General features: G+C 73.4%; 17 protein-coding genes. 11 read left to right on the plus strand and 6 right to left on the minus strand.

Annotated elements, in window-relative coordinates; all coding sequences use genetic code 11:
* Positions 1-5: 5 nt before the first annotated feature.
* Together OEIGOIKO_RS36040 and OEIGOIKO_RS36045 are read right to left on the minus strand one after the other, a co-directional pair.
* The gene (locus OEIGOIKO_RS36040) at positions 6-1,307 is read right to left on the minus strand and encodes a cytochrome P450 family protein (protein ID WP_125057557.1); all 1,302 of its coding nucleotides are present in this window, start codon (positions 1,305-1,307) and stop codon (positions 6-8) included.
* A gap of 412 nt (positions 1,308-1,719) precedes the next feature.
* Positions 1,720-3,354, minus strand: a complete 1,635-nt coding sequence (locus tag OEIGOIKO_RS36045) for an acyl-CoA synthetase (RefSeq protein WP_125057558.1) — start codon at positions 3,352-3,354, stop codon at positions 1,720-1,722.
* A gap of 209 nt (positions 3,355-3,563) precedes the next feature.
* Between OEIGOIKO_RS36045 and OEIGOIKO_RS36050 the strand changes: the two genes are divergently transcribed.
* The 5 genes from OEIGOIKO_RS36050 (at position 3,564) to OEIGOIKO_RS36070 (ending at position 8,067) form a co-directional block, all read left to right on the plus strand.
* Positions 3,564-4,364, plus strand: a complete 801-nt coding sequence (locus OEIGOIKO_RS36050) for a crotonase/enoyl-CoA hydratase family protein (protein WP_125057559.1) — start codon at positions 3,564-3,566, stop codon at positions 4,362-4,364.
* Positions 4,365-4,426: 62 nt separating this feature from the next.
* On the plus strand, positions 4,427-5,443 hold the full coding sequence (locus OEIGOIKO_RS36055) for a Zn-ribbon domain-containing OB-fold protein (protein WP_125057560.1): 1,017 nt from the start codon (positions 4,427-4,429) through the stop codon (positions 5,441-5,443).
* On the plus strand, positions 5,443-6,519 hold the full coding sequence (locus OEIGOIKO_RS36060) for a thiolase domain-containing protein (RefSeq protein ID WP_125057561.1): 1,077 nt from the start codon (positions 5,443-5,445) through the stop codon (positions 6,517-6,519). The genes OEIGOIKO_RS36055 and OEIGOIKO_RS36060 overlap by 1 nt, the downstream gene beginning before the upstream one ends.
* Complete coding sequence (locus OEIGOIKO_RS36065; protein ID WP_246177768.1) at positions 6,516-7,757, plus strand: thiolase domain-containing protein; 1,242 nt, start codon at positions 6,516-6,518, stop codon at positions 7,755-7,757. The genes OEIGOIKO_RS36060 and OEIGOIKO_RS36065 overlap by 4 nt, the downstream gene beginning before the upstream one ends.
* An 85-nt stretch (positions 7,758-7,842) precedes the next feature.
* Entirely contained in the window at positions 7,843-8,067 is a 225-nt protein-coding gene (locus OEIGOIKO_RS36070) for a DUF397 domain-containing protein (protein ID WP_032926544.1), read from the plus strand.
* Between the two features lie 74 nt (positions 8,068-8,141).
* On the opposite strand, the gene OEIGOIKO_RS36075 is transcribed toward OEIGOIKO_RS36070, so the two are convergent.
* The 4 genes from OEIGOIKO_RS36075 to OEIGOIKO_RS36090 all read right to left on the minus strand — a co-directional run bounded on the left by OEIGOIKO_RS36075 (position 8,142) and on the right by OEIGOIKO_RS36090 (position 11,779).
* The gene (locus OEIGOIKO_RS36075) at positions 8,142-9,356 is read right to left on the minus strand and encodes an RICIN domain-containing protein (protein WP_125057562.1); all 1,215 of its coding nucleotides are present in this window, start codon (positions 9,354-9,356) and stop codon (positions 8,142-8,144) included.
* Positions 9,357-9,621: 265 nt separating this feature from the next.
* The gene (locus OEIGOIKO_RS36080) at positions 9,622-10,311 is read right to left on the minus strand and encodes a hypothetical protein (RefSeq protein WP_125057563.1); all 690 of its coding nucleotides are present in this window, start codon (positions 10,309-10,311) and stop codon (positions 9,622-9,624) included.
* A gap of 356 nt (positions 10,312-10,667) precedes the next feature.
* The gene (locus tag OEIGOIKO_RS36085) at positions 10,668-11,468 is read right to left on the minus strand and encodes a DUF2637 domain-containing protein (RefSeq protein ID WP_125057564.1); all 801 of its coding nucleotides are present in this window, start codon (positions 11,466-11,468) and stop codon (positions 10,668-10,670) included.
* Positions 11,469-11,533: 65 nt separating this feature from the next.
* Positions 11,534-11,779 carry a hypothetical protein gene (locus OEIGOIKO_RS36090; RefSeq protein ID WP_125048337.1) on the minus strand — a complete coding sequence of 82 codons (246 nt, stop codon included), beginning with the start codon at positions 11,777-11,779 and terminating at the stop codon, positions 11,534-11,536.
* 533 nt (positions 11,780-12,312) lie between these two features.
* On the opposite strand from OEIGOIKO_RS36090, the gene OEIGOIKO_RS36095 reads away from it, so the two are divergent.
* From OEIGOIKO_RS36095 to OEIGOIKO_RS36120, 6 genes are all read left to right on the plus strand, one after another.
* Positions 12,313-13,896, plus strand: coding sequence for a cytochrome P450 (locus OEIGOIKO_RS36095; protein ID WP_125057565.1), 1,584 nt, complete (start codon positions 12,313-12,315; stop codon positions 13,894-13,896).
* A 14-nt stretch (positions 13,897-13,910) separates the two neighbouring features.
* Positions 13,911-15,095 (plus strand): terpene synthase family protein, encoded by a 1,185-nt coding sequence (locus OEIGOIKO_RS36100; RefSeq protein WP_125057566.1) that lies wholly within the window; start codon positions 13,911-13,913, stop codon positions 15,093-15,095.
* Positions 15,096-15,252: 157 nt separating this feature from the next.
* On the plus strand, positions 15,253-16,629 hold the full coding sequence (locus OEIGOIKO_RS36105; RefSeq protein ID WP_125057567.1) for a protoporphyrinogen/coproporphyrinogen oxidase: 1,377 nt from the start codon (positions 15,253-15,255) through the stop codon (positions 16,627-16,629).
* 265 nt (positions 16,630-16,894) lie between these two features.
* Positions 16,895-19,825, plus strand: a complete 2,931-nt coding sequence (locus tag OEIGOIKO_RS36110; RefSeq protein WP_125057568.1) for an ATP-binding protein — start codon at positions 16,895-16,897, stop codon at positions 19,823-19,825.
* Between the two features lie 42 nt (positions 19,826-19,867).
* Positions 19,868-20,368: a hypothetical protein gene (locus tag OEIGOIKO_RS36115; RefSeq protein ID WP_031002150.1), complete on the plus strand. Its 501-nt coding sequence runs from the start codon at positions 19,868-19,870 to the stop codon at positions 20,366-20,368.
* Between the two features lie 48 nt (positions 20,369-20,416).
* Entirely contained in the window at positions 20,417-20,905 is a 489-nt protein-coding gene (locus OEIGOIKO_RS36120) for an NUDIX hydrolase (protein WP_125057569.1), read from the plus strand.
* The last annotated feature ends 46 nt before the right edge of the window (positions 20,906-20,951 follow it).

Below are 20,951 nucleotides of genomic sequence, written 5' to 3' on the forward strand. Positions count from 1 at the left end.
GGCCGTCACGCGTCGTCCTGCTGCTGCCGCGGCCACGCCGGTCCGAGCCGGCCGCCCCGGGGCGCCAGGAGCACCGGCAGCTCCCCGAACCCGTTGAAGACCAGTGACGAACGACGGGCGGGCGGCTGTCCCGGGTCGTGCAGACGCAGGTCAGGGAAGCGGGCGAAGAGCGCGGGCAGGGCGACGGCCGCTTCCAGCCGGGCGAGCGGCGCGCCGAGGCAGTGGTGGATGCCGTGCCCGAAGGTGAGATGAGGGGTGGGGGCCCGGGTGATGTCGAACCGCCCGGCCCCGGGCCCGTGCTGCCGTGGGTCGCGGCCGAACGCGGTGTACGAGAGCATCACCGGATCGCCCGCGCGGACGGTCCGGCCGGCCACGTCCACGTCGCACAGCGCGTAGCGGAACGGGAAGTGGGCGACCGGCGGGTCCCAGCGCAGCGTCTCCTCGGCCACGGCGCTCCAGGGCACCTGCCCGCTGCACGCGAGGGCGAGCTGTCCGGGGTGGGTCAGCAGCGCGTGTACGGCGTTGACCAGCAGGTTCACGGTGGTTTCATGCCCGGCCACGATCATCAGCAGCAGCGTGTCGACGAGTTCGGCGCCACTGAGCGGGTGGGGGCCGGGAGCCACCAGCGCACTCGTCAGGTCGTCCCCGGGGCGCGCTCGCTTCTCGTCCAGGAGACCGGCGAGCGCGGTGCGCAGCTCGCGGTGGACCGCCGGTGCTCCGGACGGGTCAGAGCGGGCGTCGAACAGCGCTCCGCACAGTGACCGGATCCGGTCACGGCGGTCGCCGGGTACGCCGAACAGTTCGCAGATGACCCGTATCGGCAGCGGGTGGGCGTAGTGGGCCCGCAGCTCGACCGGTTCCCCGGGCCGGCCGTCGGCGAGGCCGTCCAGCAGCTCTGCGGCCAGTTCCTCGACGCGCGGCCTGAGCTGCTCCACGCGGCGCACGGTGAACGCGCGGGCCAGCGGTGCGCGGAGCCGGGTGTGGTCGCCCGCCGTCGCGGTGGTCATGTTGGCGACGGTCAGCAGCGGCGCCAGCGGCCAGGAGCGCGGCACCTCGCCGCTGCGCCAGGCGCGCCAGGCGCCGATGTCCTTGACGAAGCGGCTGTCGGCCAGCACCGCCCGCCCGGCCTGATGGTGGGTCACCAGCCAGGCGGACACACCGCCGGGCAGCAGGACGGGCACTACCGGCCCCGCCGCGCACAGCGAGGCCGTGCCGGAGCGGGGATCGTGCTCAGCGGGGTCGAGCCGTACCGGAATGCCGTACGTGCCGGAGAGGTCGTCTCCGGGCGCCACGCCGTCGAAGTCCATGCTTCAGGTTAGAACCGCCCGCGGGCCCCTTCCCACCCTCGGCGTGGGCCAGGGCTTGCTGCATTCGCGGGTCCTGGGCTGCTGCATTCGGGGGCGCGGCGTGTGCCAAGCGGGTGAAGGGTGGGGACCGGTTGTCGACCCGGCGCGGGGTGCGGGCAACCGTGCGGGTGTCCCCTTCTTCCCACTCAGGAGAACCCCCTCATGTCGAAGATTCTCGCCGTCATACCCCGGCCCGGCGCGGCGCACACCGGTTTCCGGTCGTGTGGGCCGCGCCGCCACCACCGCCGTACCGCCTGAACCAGCCGGTCAGGGGCTCCGGCCGCCGTCGGGGCGGCGGCCGGAGCCCGGCCGGCAGGGGGCGGGAACCGTGCCCCGCGGAGCGGCCGCTCTGCTGCCGCGCGGGTGCCGTGCCCTACGGAGCACCCGCCCCGGAAGCCACCGCCTTCGCCCACCGGTAGTCCGCCTTGCCGCTGGGGGAGCGCCGGATGCGGTCGGTGAGGACCACCGACCGCGGAATCTTGTAGCCGGCCAGCCGCGTACGGCAGTGGTCCTGCACCGCGGCCAGGCCCAGCGGCGCCGCACCGTCGCGGAGCTGCACGACCGCGGCCACCCGGCTGCCCCACCGCTCGTCCGGTACTCCCGCCACCAGCGCGTCGTAGATGTCCGGATGCGCCTTCAGCGCCTGCTCGACCTCCTCCGGGTACACCTTCTCGCCGCCGGAGTTGATGCACTGCGAGCCCCGGCCGAGGACGGTGACGATGCCCGCCTCGTCGACGGTCGCCATGTCGCCGAGGAGGACCCACCGCTCGCCGTCCGCCTCGAAGAACGTCTCGGCGGTCTTGCGCGGGTCGTTGTAGTAGCCCAGCGGTACGTGTCCGCGCAGCGCGAGCCGCCCCACCTCGCCGGCCGCCACCCGGGCGTGCGCGGGGGAGGCCGGGTCGACCACCGCCGTGTGCGCGTTGACGTGCAGCCGGAAGCCCCGGCCGGGGCCCGAGTCCTCGGTGGCGGTGCCGTTGAAGCCGGACTCGGAGGAGCCGAAGTTGTTGAGCAGCAGGGCGCCCGGCACCAGCGCGGCGAACTGCTCCCGTACGGTCTCGGAGAGGATCGCGCCGGAGCTGCTGACGCTGAACAGCGAGGAACAGTCCGTGCCCTTCAGCGGACCGGCCAGCGCGTCCGCGAGCGGGCGCAGCATCGCGTCACCGACCAGCGAGATGCTGGTCACCTTCTCCCGCTCGACGGTGCGCAGCACCTCCTCCGGGACGAACTTGCGGTGCAGGACCACCTTCTGGCCGAAGTGGAAGGCGATGAAGGCGGTGAGGGTGGAGGTGCCGTGCATCAGCGGGGGAGCGGGGAAGAAGACGAGCCCTTCCCCGCCCGCGGCGACGCGTTCGGCCAGCTCCTCGGGGTGCCGTACCGGTTCGCCGGTCGGCGCGCCGCCGCCCATGCCGGAGAAGAAGATGTCCTCGTGCCGCCACAGCACGCCCTTGGGCATCCCGGTGGTGCCGCCGGTGTAGATGACGAGCCGGTCGCCGCCGGAGCGCGGGGCGAAGTCGCGGTCGGGCGAGCCGGACGCCTCGGCGTCCGTGAACGGCACCGGCGCGATGGCGGGCTCAGGGACATCGGCGGGCGGCGTGCCCACCCGTACGAGGTGGCGCAGCCGGTCAGCGCGCGGCAGGGCGGCCGCCACCCGGCCGGTGAACTCGGCGTCGAAGACCAGGGCGACGAGGTCGGCGTCCTGGTAGAGGTAGGCCAGCTCGTCCTCGACATAGCGGTAGTTGACGTTGACCGGCACGGCGCGGATCTTCAGACAGGCGTAGAGAGTCTGGAGGTACTCGACGCCGTTGTAGAGGTGCAGGCCGACGTGCGAGCCGGGGGTGACGCCGTGGTCGCGCAGGTGGTGGGCGAGGCGGTTGGCGGCGCGGTCCAGTTCCGCGTACGTGAGGCGGCGTTCCGCGCCGGTGCCCGGGTGGTCGAGGAACACCAGCGCCTCTCGCCCCGGAACCGTGTCGACGACCGACTCGAACAGATCGGCGAGGTTGTATTCCACGTCTCCTCCAGAACGGGCGGCGGCGTCGGCTCGCGGTCATTAGAGCGCCGCACGCCGTACGGGGGAAGGGGCCCGGTGCCGGAAACTGACTGTCTGTCAGAAAACTCTTGAAGTCGGCCCCCGGCTCCTGCAACCTGTTCTACGTTCCGGGGCGGACGGGCGGCTCTCGGCGGCGGGCACGGCCCGCGGCCGCACGGACAGGAGGACCCATGGGCGGGACCGAACATCTGACGGTGACGCGCGAGGGCGCGACCCTGGTGCTCACCCTCGACCGGCCGGAGGCGAAGAACGCGCTGTCGCTGCCGATGCTGGTGGGCCTGTACGACGGCTGGACCGCCGCCGACGAGGACGACTCCGTGCGCTCGGTGGTGGTCACCGGCGCGGGCGGCGCCTTCTGCGCCGGCATGGACCTCAAGGCGCTGGCCGGCCGGGGCATGGACGGCGAGCAGTACCGCGAGCGCTTGCAGGCCGACCCCGACCTGCATTGGAAGGCCATGCTGCGCCACCACCGCCCGCGCAAGCCGGTCATCGCCGCCGTCGAAGGGCCCTGTGTCGCCGGCGGCACGGAGATCCTCCAGGGCACCGACATCAGGGTGGCCGGGCGGAGCGCCACGTTCGGGCTCTTCGAGGTACGGCGCGGCCTGTTCCCCATCGGCGGTTCCACCGTCCGCCTCGCCCGCCAGATCCCGCGCACCCACGCTCTGGAGATGCTGCTCACCGGGCGTTCTTACACCGCTGAGGAAGCCGCGCGCATCGGGCTGATCGGCCATGTCGTGCCGGACGGCGAAGCGCTCGGCGAGGCCCTGGAGATCGCCGCGCGGATCAACGGCTGCGGCCCGCTCGCCGTCGAGGCGGTCAAGGCGTCCGTCTACGAGACCGCCGCGATGACCGAGGAGGACGGGCTGAGGGCCGAACTCGCGCGCGGCTGGCCGATATTCGGCACGGCCGACGCGAAGGAGGGCGCCCGGGCCTTCGCCGAGAAGCGCCCGCCCGTCTTCCGGCGCGCCTGACCCGGCGCTCCGACCCCCGGCCGTGCCTGCCGCCGCCCTCCGTACGGAAGCGAGGAGCCCGTATGCCACCGACCTCCCGCACCCCCGCCGCCGACGTCCCTGACACCCCCGCCGAAGCCCCGGACGTGCTGTCGGCCCCGCTCGTCGTCGAGTTCCCCTTCACCCGGTCCCTCGGGCCCGTGCAGAGCGCCTTCCTCACCGGGCTGCGCGAACGGGTCGTGCTGGGCGTCCGGACCGGGGACGGGCGGGTGCTGGTACCGCCCGTCGAGTACGACCCGGTCACCGCCGAGGAGATACGTGACCTCGTCGAGGTCGGCAGCGCGGGGACCGTCACCACCTGGGCCTGGAACTCGGCCCCGCGCCGCAACCAGCCCCTGGACACGCCGTTCGCCTGGGTGCTGGTCCGCCTCGACGGTGCCGGCACGGACCTGCTGCACGCCCTGGACGCACCCGGCCCCGACGCCGTACGCACCGGGATGCGGGTCCGCGTGCGGTGGGCGGCGGAACGCACCGGCGCCATCACGGACATCGCGTGCTTCGAACCGTACGAATTGTACGAATCGTACGAGGACCGTGTGACGCAGGAAGCCGCCCCGCACAGCGGCGAGTTCACCGACCCCGTCACCGGCATCACCGCCCCCGCCCGCCTCGACTACACCTACTCGCCCGGCCGCGCCCAGTCCCGCTACCTCGCCGCCCTCGCCGGCCGCCGCACCGTCGGGGAGCGCTGCCCGTCCTGCCGCAAGGTGTACGTACCGCCCCGAGGCGCCTGCCCCACCTGCGGCGTGGCCACCCGGGACCAGGTCGAGGTCGGCCCCAAGGGCACCGTCACCACCTTCTGCATCGTGAACATCAAGGCCAAGAACCTCGACATCGACGTGCCGTACGTCTACGCGCACATCGCCCTGGACGGCGCCGACCTGGCCCTGCACGCCCGTATCGGCGGCATCCCGTACGACGAGGTACGCATGGGGCTGCGGGTGGAGCCGGTGTGGCGCGGTGACGGCCGCTACCCGGACCACTACCGGCCCACCGGCGAACCCGACGCCGCCTACGACAGCTACAAGGAGCTGGTCTGATGTCCGCGCCGCCCGGCCCGGCCGCGGAGCGACGCGAGGTCGCGGTCGTCGCCTTCGCGCAGAGCGACCACGCCCGCGACACCGCCGAGGTCTCCGAGGCCGAACTGCTGCTGCCGGTGCTCCAGGACGCCCTCGGCCAGGCCGGCCTGCGGGCCGGGGAGGTCGACTTCACCTGCTCGGGGTCCTCGGACTACCTGGCCGGGCGGGCCTTCTCCTTCACGATGGCACTGGACAGCGTCGGCGCCTGGCCGCCCATCGCCGAGTCGCACGTCGAGACGGACGGCGCCTGGGCGCTGTACGAGGCGTGGGTCAAGCTGCTGACCGGGGCCGCCGAGACCGCGCTCGTCTACGCGTACGGCAAGTCCTCGTCCGGCGCGGTCCGCGACGTGCTCACCCGCCAGTTGGACCCGTACTACCTCGCACCCCTGTGGCCCGACTCCGTCTCCCTCGCCGCCCTCCAGGCGCAGGCCCTCATCGACGCGGGCGACACGGACGAGGCGGCACTCGCCGGCATCGCGGCACGCGCCCGCACCGACGCGGCGGCCAACCCGCACGCCCGGCACAGCGGACCGGTGCCGCCCGGCGACTATGTCGTGCAGCCCCTGCGCACCGCCGACTGCCCGCCCGTCACCGACGGCGCCGCCGCCGTCGTCCTCGCGGCCGGGGACACCGCGCGGCGGCTGTGCGACCGGCCCGCCTGGATCCGCGGCATGGACCACCGCATCGAGGCCCACGCACTCGGCGTACGGGACCTCACCGACTCGCCGTCCACCCGGCTGGCCGCCGACCGCGCCGGAGCCTTCGAACAGCCGGTGGACACCGCCGAACTGCACGCCCCCTTCACCGCGCAGGAGGTCGTCCTCCGCAAGGCGCTGCGGCTGGACGACCGGGTACGGATCAACCCGTCGGGCGGCGCGCTCGCCGCCAACCCCATGATGGCCACCGGACTGATCCGGATCGGCGAGGCCGCCGAGGCCGTCCGGCGCGGCGCGTCCCGGCGGGCGCTGGCCCACGCCACGTCGGGGCCCTGCCTCCAGCAGAACCTGGTCGCCGTACTGGAAGGGGACCCGCGATGAGCACGACCGGAGCGCCCGAGCCCGTAGTACCCAAGAGCGCAGGGCCCAAGTCCGGAGCGTCCAGGGCCGCCGTCTCCAAGGAGCCCGTCGCCGTCGTCGGCATCGGCCAGACCCGGCACGTCGCCGCACGCCGAGACGTCTCCCTGGCCGGGCTCGTCCGCGAGGCGGCCCGGCGCGCGCTCGACGACGCCGAACTGACCTGGCACGCCATCGACGCCGTGGTCATCGGCAAGGCCCCCGACTTCTTCGAGGGCGTCATGATGCCCGAGCTGTACCTCGCCGACGCACTGGGCGCGGTCGGCAAACCGATGCTGCGGGTGCACACCGCCGGCTCGGTCGGCGGCTCCACCGCCCTGGTCGCGGCCGACCTCGTCGCCGCCCGCGTGCACCGCACCGTCCTGACCCTGGCCTTCGAGAAGCAGTCCGAGTCCAACGCCATGTGGGGGCTGTCGCTCCCGGTCCCCTTCCAGCAGCCGCTGCTGGCCGGCGCGGGCGGCTTCTTCGCCCCGCACGTCCGTGCCTACATGCGGCGTACGGGCGCACCTGCCACAGTCGGCTCCCTGGTCGCGTACAAGGACCGCCGCAACGCGCTGAAGAACCCCTACGCCCACCTCCACGAGCACGACATCACGCTGGCGAAGGTCCAGGCGTCCCCGATGCTCTGGGACCCGGTCCGCTACTCCGAGACCTGCCCGTCCTCCGACGGCGCCTGCGCGATGGTCCTGACCGACCGCGCGGGCGCGCGGCGGGCGCCCCGGCCCGCCGCCTGGATGCACGGCGGGGCGATGCGCAGCGAACCGACCCTCTTCGCGGGCAAGGACTTCGTCTCCCCGCAGGCGGGTCGGGACTGCGCCGCGGCCGTGTACCGGCAGGCCGGGATCACGGACCCGCGCCGGGAGATCGACGCGGTGGAGATGTACGTACCCTTCAGCTGGTACGAGCCGATGTGGCTGGAGAACCTGGGCTTCGCCGCACCGGGCGAGGGCTGGAAGCTCACCGAGTCCGGGGTGACGGAACTCGACGGGGACCTGCCCGTCAACCCCTCCGGAGGGGTGCTCTCCGCCAACCCCATCGGCGCCTCCGGCATGATCCGCTTCGCCGAGGCGGCCCTCCAGGTGCGCGGCCAGGCGGGGGAACACCAGGTCCCCGGCGCGCGCCGGGCCCTGGGCCACGCCTACGGCGGCGGCTCGCAGTTCTTCTCCATGTGGCTGGTGGGCGCCGAGCCGCCCGCCACCTGAAGCGCGCCCTGTCCCCCACCGGGCGTGGTGACTAGGCTGACCGCGACGTCGAACCGGGAGGAGCAGCGACGTGGCCGAGGGCATCATGGAACAGCGGCTCGCGGACGGGACCAGGCCGGAACTCGACCTGACCGGCGCCGCCTGGCAGTCCAGCAGCCAGGGGATGGGCGATGTGCAGGTCGCCTTCGTCGAAGGCTGGATCGCGATGCGCAACCGGCGCACTCCGGACGTACCCGCGCTGGTCTTCACACCGGCCGAGTGGCGCGGCTTCGTCCTCGGCGCCCGGGACGGCGAGTTCGACCTCACCTGACGCGTCCCGCGGGCCGGCGGACCGGATGACCGGACGGAGACCGCCGCCGGTCATCCGGCCGCGCGGCCGGACGGCTACGCCCACAGCCCCAGCAGGAACGGATACGCGTGCAGGACCGGCGCGGGCCCCTGGACGAGGTCGCGCAGGGTGAAGACGATGTACTCGGTGCCCTTGGTGGCGAAGAAGTGCACCTCCTCGCCCACGGTGGCGGAGGCCACCGCGTCCGGCGCCGTCCAGCCCTTGGGCAGCTGGCCCAGCGGCACCGGCTGCACCTCGCGCAGGTCCGGCGCGCGGAACCGGCCGTCGATCAGCACCGTCTGCTGCTCGCAGAACAGCAGGTACTGCGAGTCGTCGGGCCGGGCGGGCGTCGCCTCCAGGACCCGGCCGTACGGCTCCAGCTCCCGGGACGGGAAGTACTCCTCGGTCCGGTCGATGCCGTCGTTGTCCTTGTCGGAGAAGGCGACCGTCAGGTCCCCCTTGACCCCGAGGTAGGTCCGGCCGCTGCGCCGCGGGGCCCGGGTGACGAAGTCGAAGCCGCCGTGGAACTCCTTGGGCAGGTGCGGGAACCGCGCACTGATCTTCCGGGGTTCCTCCTCGACGCGGTTGCGCGAGGAGAACCGGACGACCTCGTCACCGCGGAAGCCGTCGAACCGTACGAACGGCGTGGTGTCGCCCGGCACGTACTTGGCGACGGTCCCGAAGACGCCCCCGGCGGCCTCCAGCGACGCCTTGAAGACATGGGTGACGGTGGAGATGATGCCGCCGCCCGGCTCCACCAGCAGCCCGGACAGCGCGTCGAAGACCGGGTCGCCGCCGCGTGCCTCGACCGGCTCGAAGGTCCACTGCTCGGCGGTGCGGTAGGCGCCGGTGTTCTCCGTCGACTGGTCGACGACCGCGCCCACCGCGGCCGCGTTGTCGCGCACGTTCATCCACAGCCCGCTGTGCAGGTTGGCGACCCGGTAGGGGTCCTCCTCGACGAGCTGCCACGTCTGGCTGCGGTACGCCGGAGTGTTCTCCTCCAGGTGCTCCTGGACCAGGGGCGTGCCCTTGTCCTTGCCGCACCTGCGGACCTGGAGGTAGCCGCCGCTGTGCTGGTTCTGCAGCCGGAAGGTGCGCTCGCCGCCCGGCGCGGACTCCAGTCGCCACGCCTGGGCGGCCCGCTGCGGCCAGTCGTACAGCCGCTCCTGGACGATGTCCGCGGGGGACTGTTTGGTGTGGCCCTTGACGGTCAGGTACAGGCCGCTGCTCACGTTCTTGATCAGGTACGTGCCCTTGGCGCTGACGCTCACGGGAACCTCCTGGGAGCGGACGGAAAGAGTTCCGGTTCCGGCGTCCCACCCTAGGAGCCCGCTCCCCGGGACGCGACGGTACGGCCACCAGACCCGGCCAAGGTCAGGTCCCGGCCCCCGGCCGGGTACGCACCGCCCACAAGGCCCGATTCCCGGCGGCCGCGCTCCGCCGCTCCGGCGGGCACACCAGCAACGACCGGAACAGCACGCAGGAACACGCGGGAAAGCGGACCGCGGTCCGCGCGGCCCGGCAGCGGGGCGCGGATCAGGGCTGGTTGGGGATGGAACGGGCCCGCTCCAGCGAGTTCGCGGCGGCGGGGGCCGGGCCGGGCTCGGCGCGCGGTGCCGGGTCGGCCGCGCGGGACGCGTACGCGGTGGGCGGCTCCGGCGGCTGGGCCTGCTGGGTGTCCGCGAGGACCGTGGTGGCCAGGTGCCGCAGCACGTCCGCGTGCGCGTGCAGCATCTGGTGCGTACGGGTGTCCTCGGGGTCGGCCAGCAGGATGCGGGCGGCGGTGTTCACGGCCCGCAGCCGCGGCTTCTGGGCCGTACGGTGCGCCCGGGGCAGCGAACGCCAGGCGGTGTTGGCGACGGTGATCAGCCGCCACAGGTCGTTGGTGGCCGGGTCGGTGTCGTAGAACCGCAGGCCGTACCGGCCGACGAGCCAGTACGACAGGGACAGCGCCACGACCACCACGAGGTCGAACGTGACCCAGGCGCGCGCCATGTGGCCGCGGTCCACGGCCATGTCGACCAGCAGCGCCACCCCCGCGCCGCCCGCGCCGAAGAGGACCGAGGCGAGCACGCCGAAGAACGCGACGGCCGGAACGATGCCGATGCCGTTCTCGCTGTCCACCCGGAGCAGTCCCTGCCAGTGCGGGGCCAGATAGCGGGCGTAGCGGACCGGCTTCGGGGCGGGTTCCGTGACAGCGATTCTCTTCGCCCAACTCACTGCCATCGCTGCACACTCCTTCGTCGGGCATTGGCGCACGGCTTCACGCCTCGACCAACGAACAACGGAATTCCCGGATACGCTCGGCCGGGTCAAACAACGTTTCTGCTGCGGAGTTTCCTCCGGACAGCCGGGCGCACAAGGGGCGTGGACCCGGAGTTGTTCCAGGGCACCCGGACGAGGCCGGCCCCGCGCAACGGACCGGCGGTGTTCCGGCCGCCGCCCGGAAACGCGGCCGCACGGAAAGGCCGTCACCCGGAAAGGAAGAACGACCGGAAAAACAAAAACCGGAAAACGACGGCCGCCCGCGCCCCGGCGACCCTCCGCACGGAGGGCACCGGAACGCGGGCGGCCGCCGGGTCTCAGCGTGCGGAACGGTGCCGGTGGGCACCGCGGTTGGAATACGCGTGCCGGGTGGACGCCGCCGGGGCGTCGGGGTCGAGCTGACGGATCAGCTGGTGGAAGCAGAGCAGCACGGTCACCGGCGGGAGCCCCGCCACGGTGATCCCCGCCGGGGTGGTGGGGGCCTTGGCGATGCACAGCACCGTGGCCACGGCCGCGAAGAAGATCACGACGCACCAGGAGTGCGCGGTGCGGCGCCGGTGGGTGCGGGCCCGCAGGATGGACAGGATGGCGGCCACCCACGGCCCGTAGACCAGCAGCGGCCACAGCTGGGCGATGCGCGGTGTGGTGGCCTCGCCCGCCAGGGCCCGCAGCGGCGGGTAGGACGCCACCGCGGCGAGCAGGGCGACCGCCATCACGATCACGGACGTCAGGGTGACGGTGACCAGGCTCAGGACGCGCCGCCACGACAGCGTGCCGCCCTCCCGGGTGCCGCGGGCGGCGCGCAGGAAGGACGGCTTGCGGTGGCTGTGCCGCTCGGACGCCGGCGGGCCGGCCGTGACCGGCGGCTGCTCGGCGGTGTCCAGCAGCTGCGCCAGTTCGGCGTCGAGGTCGTCGGGGACGACCATCGGCTCCGCGTCGTACACGTGCGCGTCGTAGGCGTCGGCCAGGCTCTCGTGGGCCGGCTGGTCACGGAAGAGAGGGCCGTCGGCGAGACCGAAGGCGGCCGTCAGATCGGGCTCGGAGGTGACTTGGGCGGGGATCCGGTACCCGTCGGCGGTGGACGGCATCAACAGGTGGAGGGTGGGGGGATCGTACACGGCAACTTCCCTGCGGGCTGGGCGGCGGCGTCGAGGCCCGGGCTGTCAGGCGGCGCAAGCCGCCCTCAGCACCGCCGGGGCCCGGCGCCGTACTCGGCTTCGGCAGGCTGCGACCACATCGCCTTGATCCGGTCGAGTTCCGCGCCGAGGCGGTCCAGCAGATCGGCGGAGAGTTCCGGCCGGAAGTATTCCCTTTCGCATTCCGCTTCGGCCGGCGGCCGGTCGGTTGCGGGGGAGTCGGAGATGCCAACGGGCTTGAAGAAGCGCCGGCCGAGACGCCGGGCCGGCTGATCCACAGGAGTGTCAGGCATACATGCGGAACGAAAAGGGCCGACACAAAGGGACGGGTATCCGGTCCGGAGCGGCCCAAGTGAACTCAAGCAGACGTGGAGGGTGCGAAGAGGAGGTGATCGGAAAGGCGGATGATTCGCTTCCGGACCGCCGCCGGCGCGCGGCCCGGCAGACCGGTCACCGGCCGCCGGCGCGGGCTCCTATACCACCGACCCCCGCCGCGCGTCACCACAGCCTGGAACGGCGTGTTTGGGCGGACGGCCCCGGCGCGCCGCCGTGCCCGCGCGAACGGTTGTGCGCCCAAGAGCGCCCACCTCGGAAGTAAAACGTTTTTGCCGACGTAGGAGCGGCTCCGGCGCGCGCCGTACCGTTTCAGCGTATGCCGCTCCGGTGAGCTGACCCCCACTCCGACGCGCCCCCCGGAGAAAGTATGACCAGGGGACCGGCCGGGTGCCCCGGGTAGGTAATGGTGCGTCACATCTACCTGTCCTTCCGCTCCCGGGCCCGTTCGACGGCGGCCCGGGACACCGGCCGAACAACGAGGTGGTCCCCGATGGGAATACGTGGAGAGGCGGGCGTCCGCGCACCGCGCGGCCCCGCGGCCGCCGTCCCCGGCACCTGGGTCGTCTCGACCGCGCCCGGCGGCGTCCCGCTGCTCGGGCACGCGCTCCGGCTGTGGCGGCGCCCGCTCGAATTCCTCGCCTCGATGCCCGCCCACGGCGACCTGGTCGCGATCCGCCTCGGCCCGCAGCGCGTCTGGCTGGCCTGCGACCCGGACCTGGTGCAGCAGATCCTCATGGATCCGCGCACGTACGACAAAGGCGGGCCGCTGTACGACACGATGCGCATGGTGCTCGGCAACGGCCTGGTCACCTGCCCGCAGAACGTGCACCGCCGGCAGCGCCGGCTGGCCCAGCCCTGCTTCCGGCCCTCCCGGATCGCCGACTACGCCGAGGTGATGAGCACCGAGATCGGCGCCGCCGTAGAGGAGTGGCGGCCGGGCCGGGAACTGGACGTCACCGACGCGATGATGGACCTCTCCGCCCGGGTGACCACCGGTGTGCTGATGTCCACCTCCCTCGACCCGGGCCTCGCCGCCGAGGTACGCGCCTGTCTGGCGACCGCCATGCGCGGCGTGCTGCTCCGCGCGGTCGTCCCGCTCGGGCCCCTCTACAAGCTCCCGACCCCCGGCAACCGCCGCTTCGACCGGGCCCTGGCCCGGCTGCACCACATCATCGACCAGATCATCGCCGAACGCCGCGCCGGTCCCGCCCGGCACGACGACCTGCTGGCGACACTTCTCGAAGCCACGGACGACGGCGGCACCGCCACCGGCAACGACCCGGCACCGTACGGCGCTTCCGCACCTGACCACGCTTCCGCACCTGACGACGCTTCCGCACCGGACACCTGCCCGGCAGCCGGCCGTCCCACCACCGCGCCCACCACCCGGGAGGCACCCCACGCCAAGGAACCGCTCACCGACCAAGAGGCCCACGACCAGCTGATGACCTTCCTGGTGGCCGGGATCGAGACCACCGCGCTGGCGCTCGCCTGGACCTTCCACCTCCTGGCGGCCCACCCCGAGGAGGAGCGCCGGCTGCACGACGAGGTCGACACCGTGCTCGCCGGCCGGCCGCCCGCCCCCGCGGACCTGCCCCGGCTCGCCCACGCCCGGCGTGTGGTCACCGAAGCCCTGCGCATGTATCCGCCCGGCTGGGCACTGACCCGCGTCACCACCACCGAGACCACGCTGGCCGGTCACCGGCTGGCACCGGGAAGCACCGTCCTGTACAGCGCGTACGTGCTGCACCAGGACCCGGTGGCCTTCCCTGACCCCCAACGTTTCGATCCCGACCGATGGTTGCCGGAACGCGCCGGGAGCGTTCCGAGCGGTGCGATGCTCCCCTTCGCCGCCGGCAACCGCAAGTGCATCGGCGACCACTTCGCGATGACCGAAGCCGTGCTCGCCCTTGCCGCCATCGCCGCGCGCTGGCGCCTGCGCCCGCCGGCCGCCAGGACCGTACGACCGGTCCCGGCGGCCGTGCTGAGCCCGGGCCCGCTGCCCATGGTCTGCGAGCTCCGCGGCAGGCCGGACGGCGGCGCAGCGCAGGCAGTGCCGTCTCAAGCACCGTGAACATGGAGAGAACCATGCAGGCAACAGGCTACGGCGCCCCGGAACACGAGATTTCCGCCGCACGTCCGGCCGCGGTCCCGTTACCGGGAGCCGGTCCGGAGCACGACCCGGACGCGGCGGCGCTGCCCGCCGCCGTCGTCGTCCCCCAGCTCTTCTGCCCCATTCCGGCGGCACCGCACCACGAGACCGCCGGCATCGAAGCGCGCGTGGTGGACTGGATGGCCCGGTTCGGGTTCTGCGACGACGACTTCCACCACGCACAGGTACTGGCCAACCGCACCGCCGAGTGGGCGTGCCGGATCGCGCCCGACGGCGCCACCGACCCGCTGCAGATCGGGGCCGACTGGTCCTGCCTGGGCCTGCTGCTGGACGACGTCTACCTGGACGGCGGGCTCTTCAGTCGGCACCCGGAACGTTTCCTCCCGATGGCCGTCCAGGTCATCCACGGAGCCGACCACCCCGAGACCACCGACGGCCCGACGGCCGACCCCTACACCGCGGCCTTCGGCGAGGTCTCGCACCGCTACCGGCGGCACGCCACCGGCACGGTCGTACGGCGCTGGGTCGACGGCGTTGCCGAATGGTTTCTCGCCGCGTGCGTCGGCATGGGCCAGCGGGCCTCGGGAACCGTACCGAGCCTGGAGGAGTACCTCGTCATCGGCCCCCGGGACCGCGGCACCAAGGCGTCCATCGCCGTCATCGAGATGGCGGAGGGCACCTCACTGCCCAACGAGGCGGCCGAGACACCCCGAATACGAGCACTGACCCAGATCGCCTCGGCGCTGGTGACCTTCGCCAACGACGTCTACTCGTACCACCGCGAGGTCAAGGAACAGTCCCTGGAGTCCAACCTCGTCGGCGTCCTGGAGCACGCGCTGCGCGTACCGCCCCAGGAGGCCATGATCCGGGCGGCCGCGCTGCACGACCGCCTGATGTGCCTGTACGTCACCTTGCGGGACCAGACCGCTGTACGGGCCACTCCCGAGGTGCGCTGCTACCTCGGCCAACTGGACCACTTCATCCGGGGCAACCTGGACTACAGCGCCGTGACCCCGCGCTACCGGTCCGACCCGGGTGCCGCCCCCGATCCGGCGCCCGCGTTCGGTGTCTGGGCGGACTCGCCCAGTGATGGGAGTCTCGAACCGCTGCCGCTGCGCCCGGTCGCGTGGTGGTGGGACCAGCTGAGTCCCGCGATGTGAGCCCGGGGGACGCCACCGTCCCCCGGCTCCGCGGTCCACGGGGCCGGCCCGTTCCGGGCGGCCCCCTCGGACCCTTCGCCCCTGTCGCAACGTCCCGGTACCCGGTCCGGCGCCCCCGGCGGGCGCGGCCGGGCACCGGCAGGAAGGGTGAACCGTTGTGAGTGCAAAGCCCCGTGTCGTCGTGGTCGGCGGCGGCATCGCCGGCCTGTCCGCGGCCTTCCGGCTCCAGCAGGCCGGCTGTGAGACCGTCGTCCTGGAGAGCGGACCGCCGGAGCTGGTCGGCGGCCGGATGGCCACCGTCGACGTCCGCGGATTCGCCGTCAACCGGGCGGCGACCATCCTCATCCACAGTTACCGCGAACTGATCCGCCTCATCGCCGCGGCCGGCCTGGCCGGCGAGGTCGTCCCCGGAAACGACCTGTTCGGCCTGGTCCGCGGCGGCCGGGTGGACCGCGTCCGCCTCGGCTCCCGCCGGCAGCTCGCCACCGGCGGGCTGCTGACCAGCTTCCCCCTCGGCGACATCGCCAAGCTGCTGCGCGACTACCGCCGCGTACGCCCGCTGCTGACGCCGCACGACATGTCCCCGATGGCCGCGGCCGACTTCGAGTCCGTCCACCAGTACGCCACCCGCCGCGGCCTGCGGCCCGAGACCCTGGAGTACCTGCTCGACCCGCTCGTCTCCGGACTGTGCCTGGGCGAGCCGGAGGAGGTGTCGGCCGCGATGCCGTTCGTCTTCCTCGACGTCATCCTGTTCGGCGGCGGCTTCTTCACCTCCAAGGAAGGCGTCGGCTTCCTGCCCAAGGGGCTGGCCCGGCAGCTCACCGTCGAACACCACGCCCAGGTCACCTCGGTCGAGGAGCGCGGCGAGGAGGTGGCGGTCTCCTGGCACCGGCCGGGTGAGGCGGAGCACCTGGAGACCGCTGCCGCCTGCGTCCTGGCCGTACCGCCGCCGCAGGTGCCGCAGCTGTACGGACAACTCACGGCCGAGCAGCGCGAATTCCTGGACGACGCCCCGTACGCCCGCAGCATCCACGTCGCCTTCGGGCTGGACCGCCCGACGGCGGAACGGGCCATGCTGGTACAGGCGTCCCGTGTCGAACACCCGGACCTCTGCGCCTTCGTGCTGGAGCACAACTTCTCCCCGCAGCGCGTTCCGGAAGGGACGGGGCTGGTCATGACCCACCTGCGCGGCGCGTGGTCGGACCGCAACTGGGAGCTGGGGGACGACAAGGTGGTGGACCACGTCCTGGCGGGCGTCCGGCGGATGGGCATCCTGCCCGAACTGGAGCGCCACACCACGATGACGCACATCTGGCGCGTCTCGCCGTGCCTGATCGGCCGGCGCCCGGGGGACTACCGCGCCATCGCCCGCTTCGCGGCCGGATTCGACCCGCGTGGCCGGGTCCAGCTGGCCGGTGGTGACATCCTGGGCCACTCCACCACCAACAGCAGCGTGGCGTCCGGCGAGCGGGCCGCCCGCAACCTGGTGGCCCGGCTGCGCACCGAGGGGACGCTCACGCCGGAACGCCGCTGACCCGCGCGCCGGGCGGCCCAACTGCCCCCGGTGCACAGCTGGTTCACCCGTAAGAGTGGCTGCTTATGGGGGTATCGGTCGGGCCGGACCGTGCTGGACGCGGGCGCTTATAGCACGGTCCGGCCCCCGGCGTGCAGCATGTCACTCATCCTGGTTACCGCGGGTCCGTATGGGCGTACGCTCTGCGCTATCGCAGGCAGAGTGCGGCCGGACGGGCCCGCACTCGCGGCGGGCGGGAGCACCCACGCGGCGAACGGATTCAGTCATGGCCAACGGATGGGAGCAGGTGCGCAACGCACGGCGTGTCCTGCTCGAACGGAACGCCGAAATCGAAGCCCTGGAGACGGCCCTGGACCGGCTCTGCGGCCCTGGCGGCGGCCCCGCCACCGCCCGGCGCGGCGGTCTGCTCTCCTTCGCCGCACCCGCCGGCATGGGCAAGACCGCACTGCTCGGCGAGGTCCGCGCCCGCGCCGCCGCGCACGGCTGCACCGTGCTCTCCGCACGCGGCGGCGAGCAGGAACACGGCATGGCGTTCCACGTCGTACGCCAGCTCGTGCAGCCCGTCCTGGCCGCATACGACGAGGCCGCCTCGCGCACCGTCCTGGGCGGCTGGTACGACATCGTCGCCCCGGCCCTCGGCCTGGTGGCGGACGCGGGCGGCAGCGTGCCCGACCCGACCGGTGTACGCGACGGCCTGGACTGGCTGGTGACCCGCCTCGCCGTGCAGCAGGCGCCCACCGTGCTGGTCCTGGACGACGCGCACTGGGCCGACCAGGAGTCCCTGAGCTGGCTCACCGCGTTCGCACCCCGGGCCGAGGACCTCCCGATGCTCGTGGTGGTCGCCTACCGGCCCGAGGAACTTCCGCGCGACGCCGCCCCCTTCCGCAAGCTCGCCGAACGCCACGCCGTCCGCCCCTTCACCCTCACCCCGTTCACCTGCGACGCGGTCGCCAGCATCGTCCGCGAAGCGATCGGCGGGGCGGCCGAGGACAAGTTCTGCACCGAATGCTGGGCGGTCACCGACGGCAACCCCTTCGAAGTCGTGGAACTCGCCGCCGGGCTCCGCGAGCGCGGCCTCAAGGGCAGCCGGGACGACCTGCCCGTCCTGCGCGACATCGCCTCCGCCGTCAAGGGCAAGGGCCTGATCGACCGGCTGGACAAGCTCGGCGGCGCCGCCGTCCGCCTCGCCTGGGCGATCGCCGTCCTGGGCACCTCGGCCACCCCCGACATCACCGCCGGCGTCGCCGCGCTCGGCTCCGAGTCGGCGGTCGAGGCCGTCGCCCAGCTGCGCGCGGCACGCATCCTGGCCCAGGGCGAGGCCCCCGACGGCGTCCTGCAGTTCGCCCACCCGCTGATCGCCACCGCCGTCCACCGGGCGATCCCCGACGCGCTGCGCGTCGGCATGCACAACGTGGCCGCCGAAGCGGTGGTGGAAGCCGGGCTGGGGCCGACGGTCGCCGCCCGGCACCTGCTGGAGGTGCCCTGCCAGGGCGACGACTGGGTCGTCCACCGGCTGCGCCAGGCCGCACGGGAGTACGTACGGGCCGGCGCACCCGACGCCGCGCGCCGCTTCCTGGCCCGCGCCCTGCGCGAGCCGCCCTCGCCCGAGAACCGCGCCGCCGTCCTGTTCGAACTGGGCTCCGCCACCTTCCTCTCCGCCCCCGAGGTCACCGTCAACTACCTGCGCGAGGCCCTGGAGGAACCGGACGTCGACCCCGAGCTGCGCGAAGCCGTCACCTACCGGCTCGCCCAGGCACTCGCCCACACCGACAAGCTCGCCGAGGCCGCGGCGCTCGCCGCCGACGAGGCCCGCCGCACCAGCCTTCCCGGCACCCGGCTGCGGATGCAGGCCGAGAACTTCGTCTGGAGTGCCTTCCGCGCCGACGAACCGGACTCCGCGGCCCGCTCCCGCAGGCTGACCCGGCTCGCCGACCACCTCACCGGCAACGGCCTCGCCGAGCGCTACATCCTCGGCCTGCGCGCCTGGGACTGCGTGGTGCACGGCGAGCCCGCCACCACCGCCCTGCGCTACGCCGAGGCGGCCCTGGTCGGCGGACTGAGCTGGACCGAGGACAACCGCGGCTTCGAGGTGCCGGTCGCCGTCGCCATGACGTTCATGTACTGCGACCAGCCCGGCCGCGCCGAGGAACTGTTCACCCGCGGCATGGCCGAGTGCGAGCGCAAGGGCTGGCGCGGCGCCCACCTGGCCTTCGGCCACGCCCTGCTCGGCTACATCCGCTACCGCCGGGGCGCGCTGACCGAGGCCGAGACCCTGGTACGCGAAGGGCTGCGGATCGCCGAGCGGGTCGGCGGCGCCGTACCGGCCCAGTGGTACGCCATCGGCATCCTCATCGAGATCCTGCTCGCCCGGGGCCGCGTCGACGACGCCCAGGAACTCGCCGACCGCTTCAGCTACGGCGACGTCGTGCCCAACGCCGTCGTCTACCCCGACTCCCGCACCGTCTACAGCGAACTGCTGCTGGCCCGCGGCCTGCACCGGCACGCCGAACACCAGCTCAAGGCGGTCGGCAGGCGGCTGGAGGCCCGCGGCATGCGCAACCCCGCCTGGTGCCCCTGGCAGCTGCACCTCGCCCGCGCCACGGCGCTCACCGACAGCCCGCGCGCCGTCGAGCTGGCAGAGGAAGGCGTACGGCGGGCCCGCAGGTTCGGCACCGCGACGGCCGTCGGCGAGGCCCTGCACTGCGCCGCCACCGTGGTCGGCGGCGGCCGGGCCCTCAAACTGCTCGCCGAGGCCGTACGGGAACTGGAGCACTCACCCGCCGGCTACGCGCTGGCCGAAGCCCTGGTCGACCACGGAGCGGCGCTGCGCCGGGCCGGCCTGCCCCAGGACGCGGCCGAGCGCCTCTACCGCGGGCTGGAGGGCGCGGTCCACTGCGGAGCCGACGGCCTGGCGGAGCGCGCCCGCGACGAGCTGTCCGCGGCCGGCCTGCGCCCGCTCCAGCTGCACAGCACCGGCACCGAGACCCTCACCGCCCAGGAGCGGGCGGCCGCCGAACGGCTCGCCCTGGGCTGGCCCACCAGCCGCATCGCCGAGGAGCTGGCCACCCCGGAGACGGTCGTCACCCGCCTGCTGTCCAGCGTCTGCCGCAAGATGGGCACGGACTACGCCGGTCTGCCGCGGCTGCTGGAGACGGCCGCCCACGGCGTCGCGCCGGTCCAGCCGCCGCTGCGTTGACGCCGGGCCCGCCGGCCGCCGGCGGCCACGTACGATGGCGGTATGTCCTTCCTCCGCCGCCGCAGCGCAGCCACGCCCGCCGGGCCTGACTTCGACGTCCTCGCCATGGACCCCGGGGACTGGCCCGGCAATCTCGGAGCGGGGCTGCTGCCCGCCCCCGACGGCAGCTGCCAGGGGGTCTTCCTCCGCTACGACCTGTTCGGCGGCCGCGGCCCCGCGATGATCATCGGCAACCTCCCGGAGGGCTCCCCGGCGCGCGACCTGGCGGACGGCCAGGTGCCGTTCGAGGTGGCGCAGCTGCTCGCGGCGCTGGAGAACGACGAGCCGGTCACCGTCGTCGAGACCGAGGACACCCCGGTCATGCACGACGACAACCTGCTGATCGTCAAGCGCATCAAGTGCTCCGAGGGCCGGATCTCCTGCGCCCAGTTCGACCGCAGCGACGGCGTCCTGGTCACCATCGCCAGCTGGGACCGCCCGATCACCGACGACCTGTACGCCCTCCTGAAGCCGCTGCCGGCGGAGATGTTCCAGCAGGGCTGATCCGGAAGGCACGGCACGGCCGTACCGCTTCCTGGCATCGTGGCCGCCATGACCGAACTGGTGGACCGGGTGGACGAGCAGGACCGGGTGGTGGGCGTGGCCGACCGTGCCGAGGCGATCCGCAAGGGGTGGCTGCACCGGGTGGCGACCGTCGTGTGCCGCGACAGGGCGGGCCGGATACTGGTCCACCGGAGGCCGGCGGACGTCTCGCGGTTCCCGAACCAGTACAACTGGCTGATCGGCGGCGCGGTGAACGCGGGGGAATCGTACGAGGAAGCCGCCGTCCGCGAACTGTCGGAGGAACTCGGCGTACGGGCCGCGGCCCGGCTCGCCTTCACGTTCCTGTGCCGCGGGGCGATCGCCCCGTACTGGCTCGGCGTGCACGAAGCCGTCATAGCGGACGAGGTGACGACGGGCCCGGCGGAGATCGCCTGGCACGACTGGCTGCCCGAGCCCGCTCTCCGGGAGGCCGTGCGGCAATGGGACTTCGTCCCCGACGGCCGGGACGCCTTCGCGAGGTACGCCGCCCTCGCCTGAGTACGGACGCGGCCGGACGCCGTGCCGGGCCGCCGCGAGCCCGGCG

The sequence above is a fragment of the Streptomyces paromomycinus genome (genome assembly GCF_003865155.1).
Classification (GTDB): domain Bacteria; phylum Actinomycetota; class Actinomycetes; order Streptomycetales; family Streptomycetaceae; genus Streptomyces; species Streptomyces chrestomyceticus.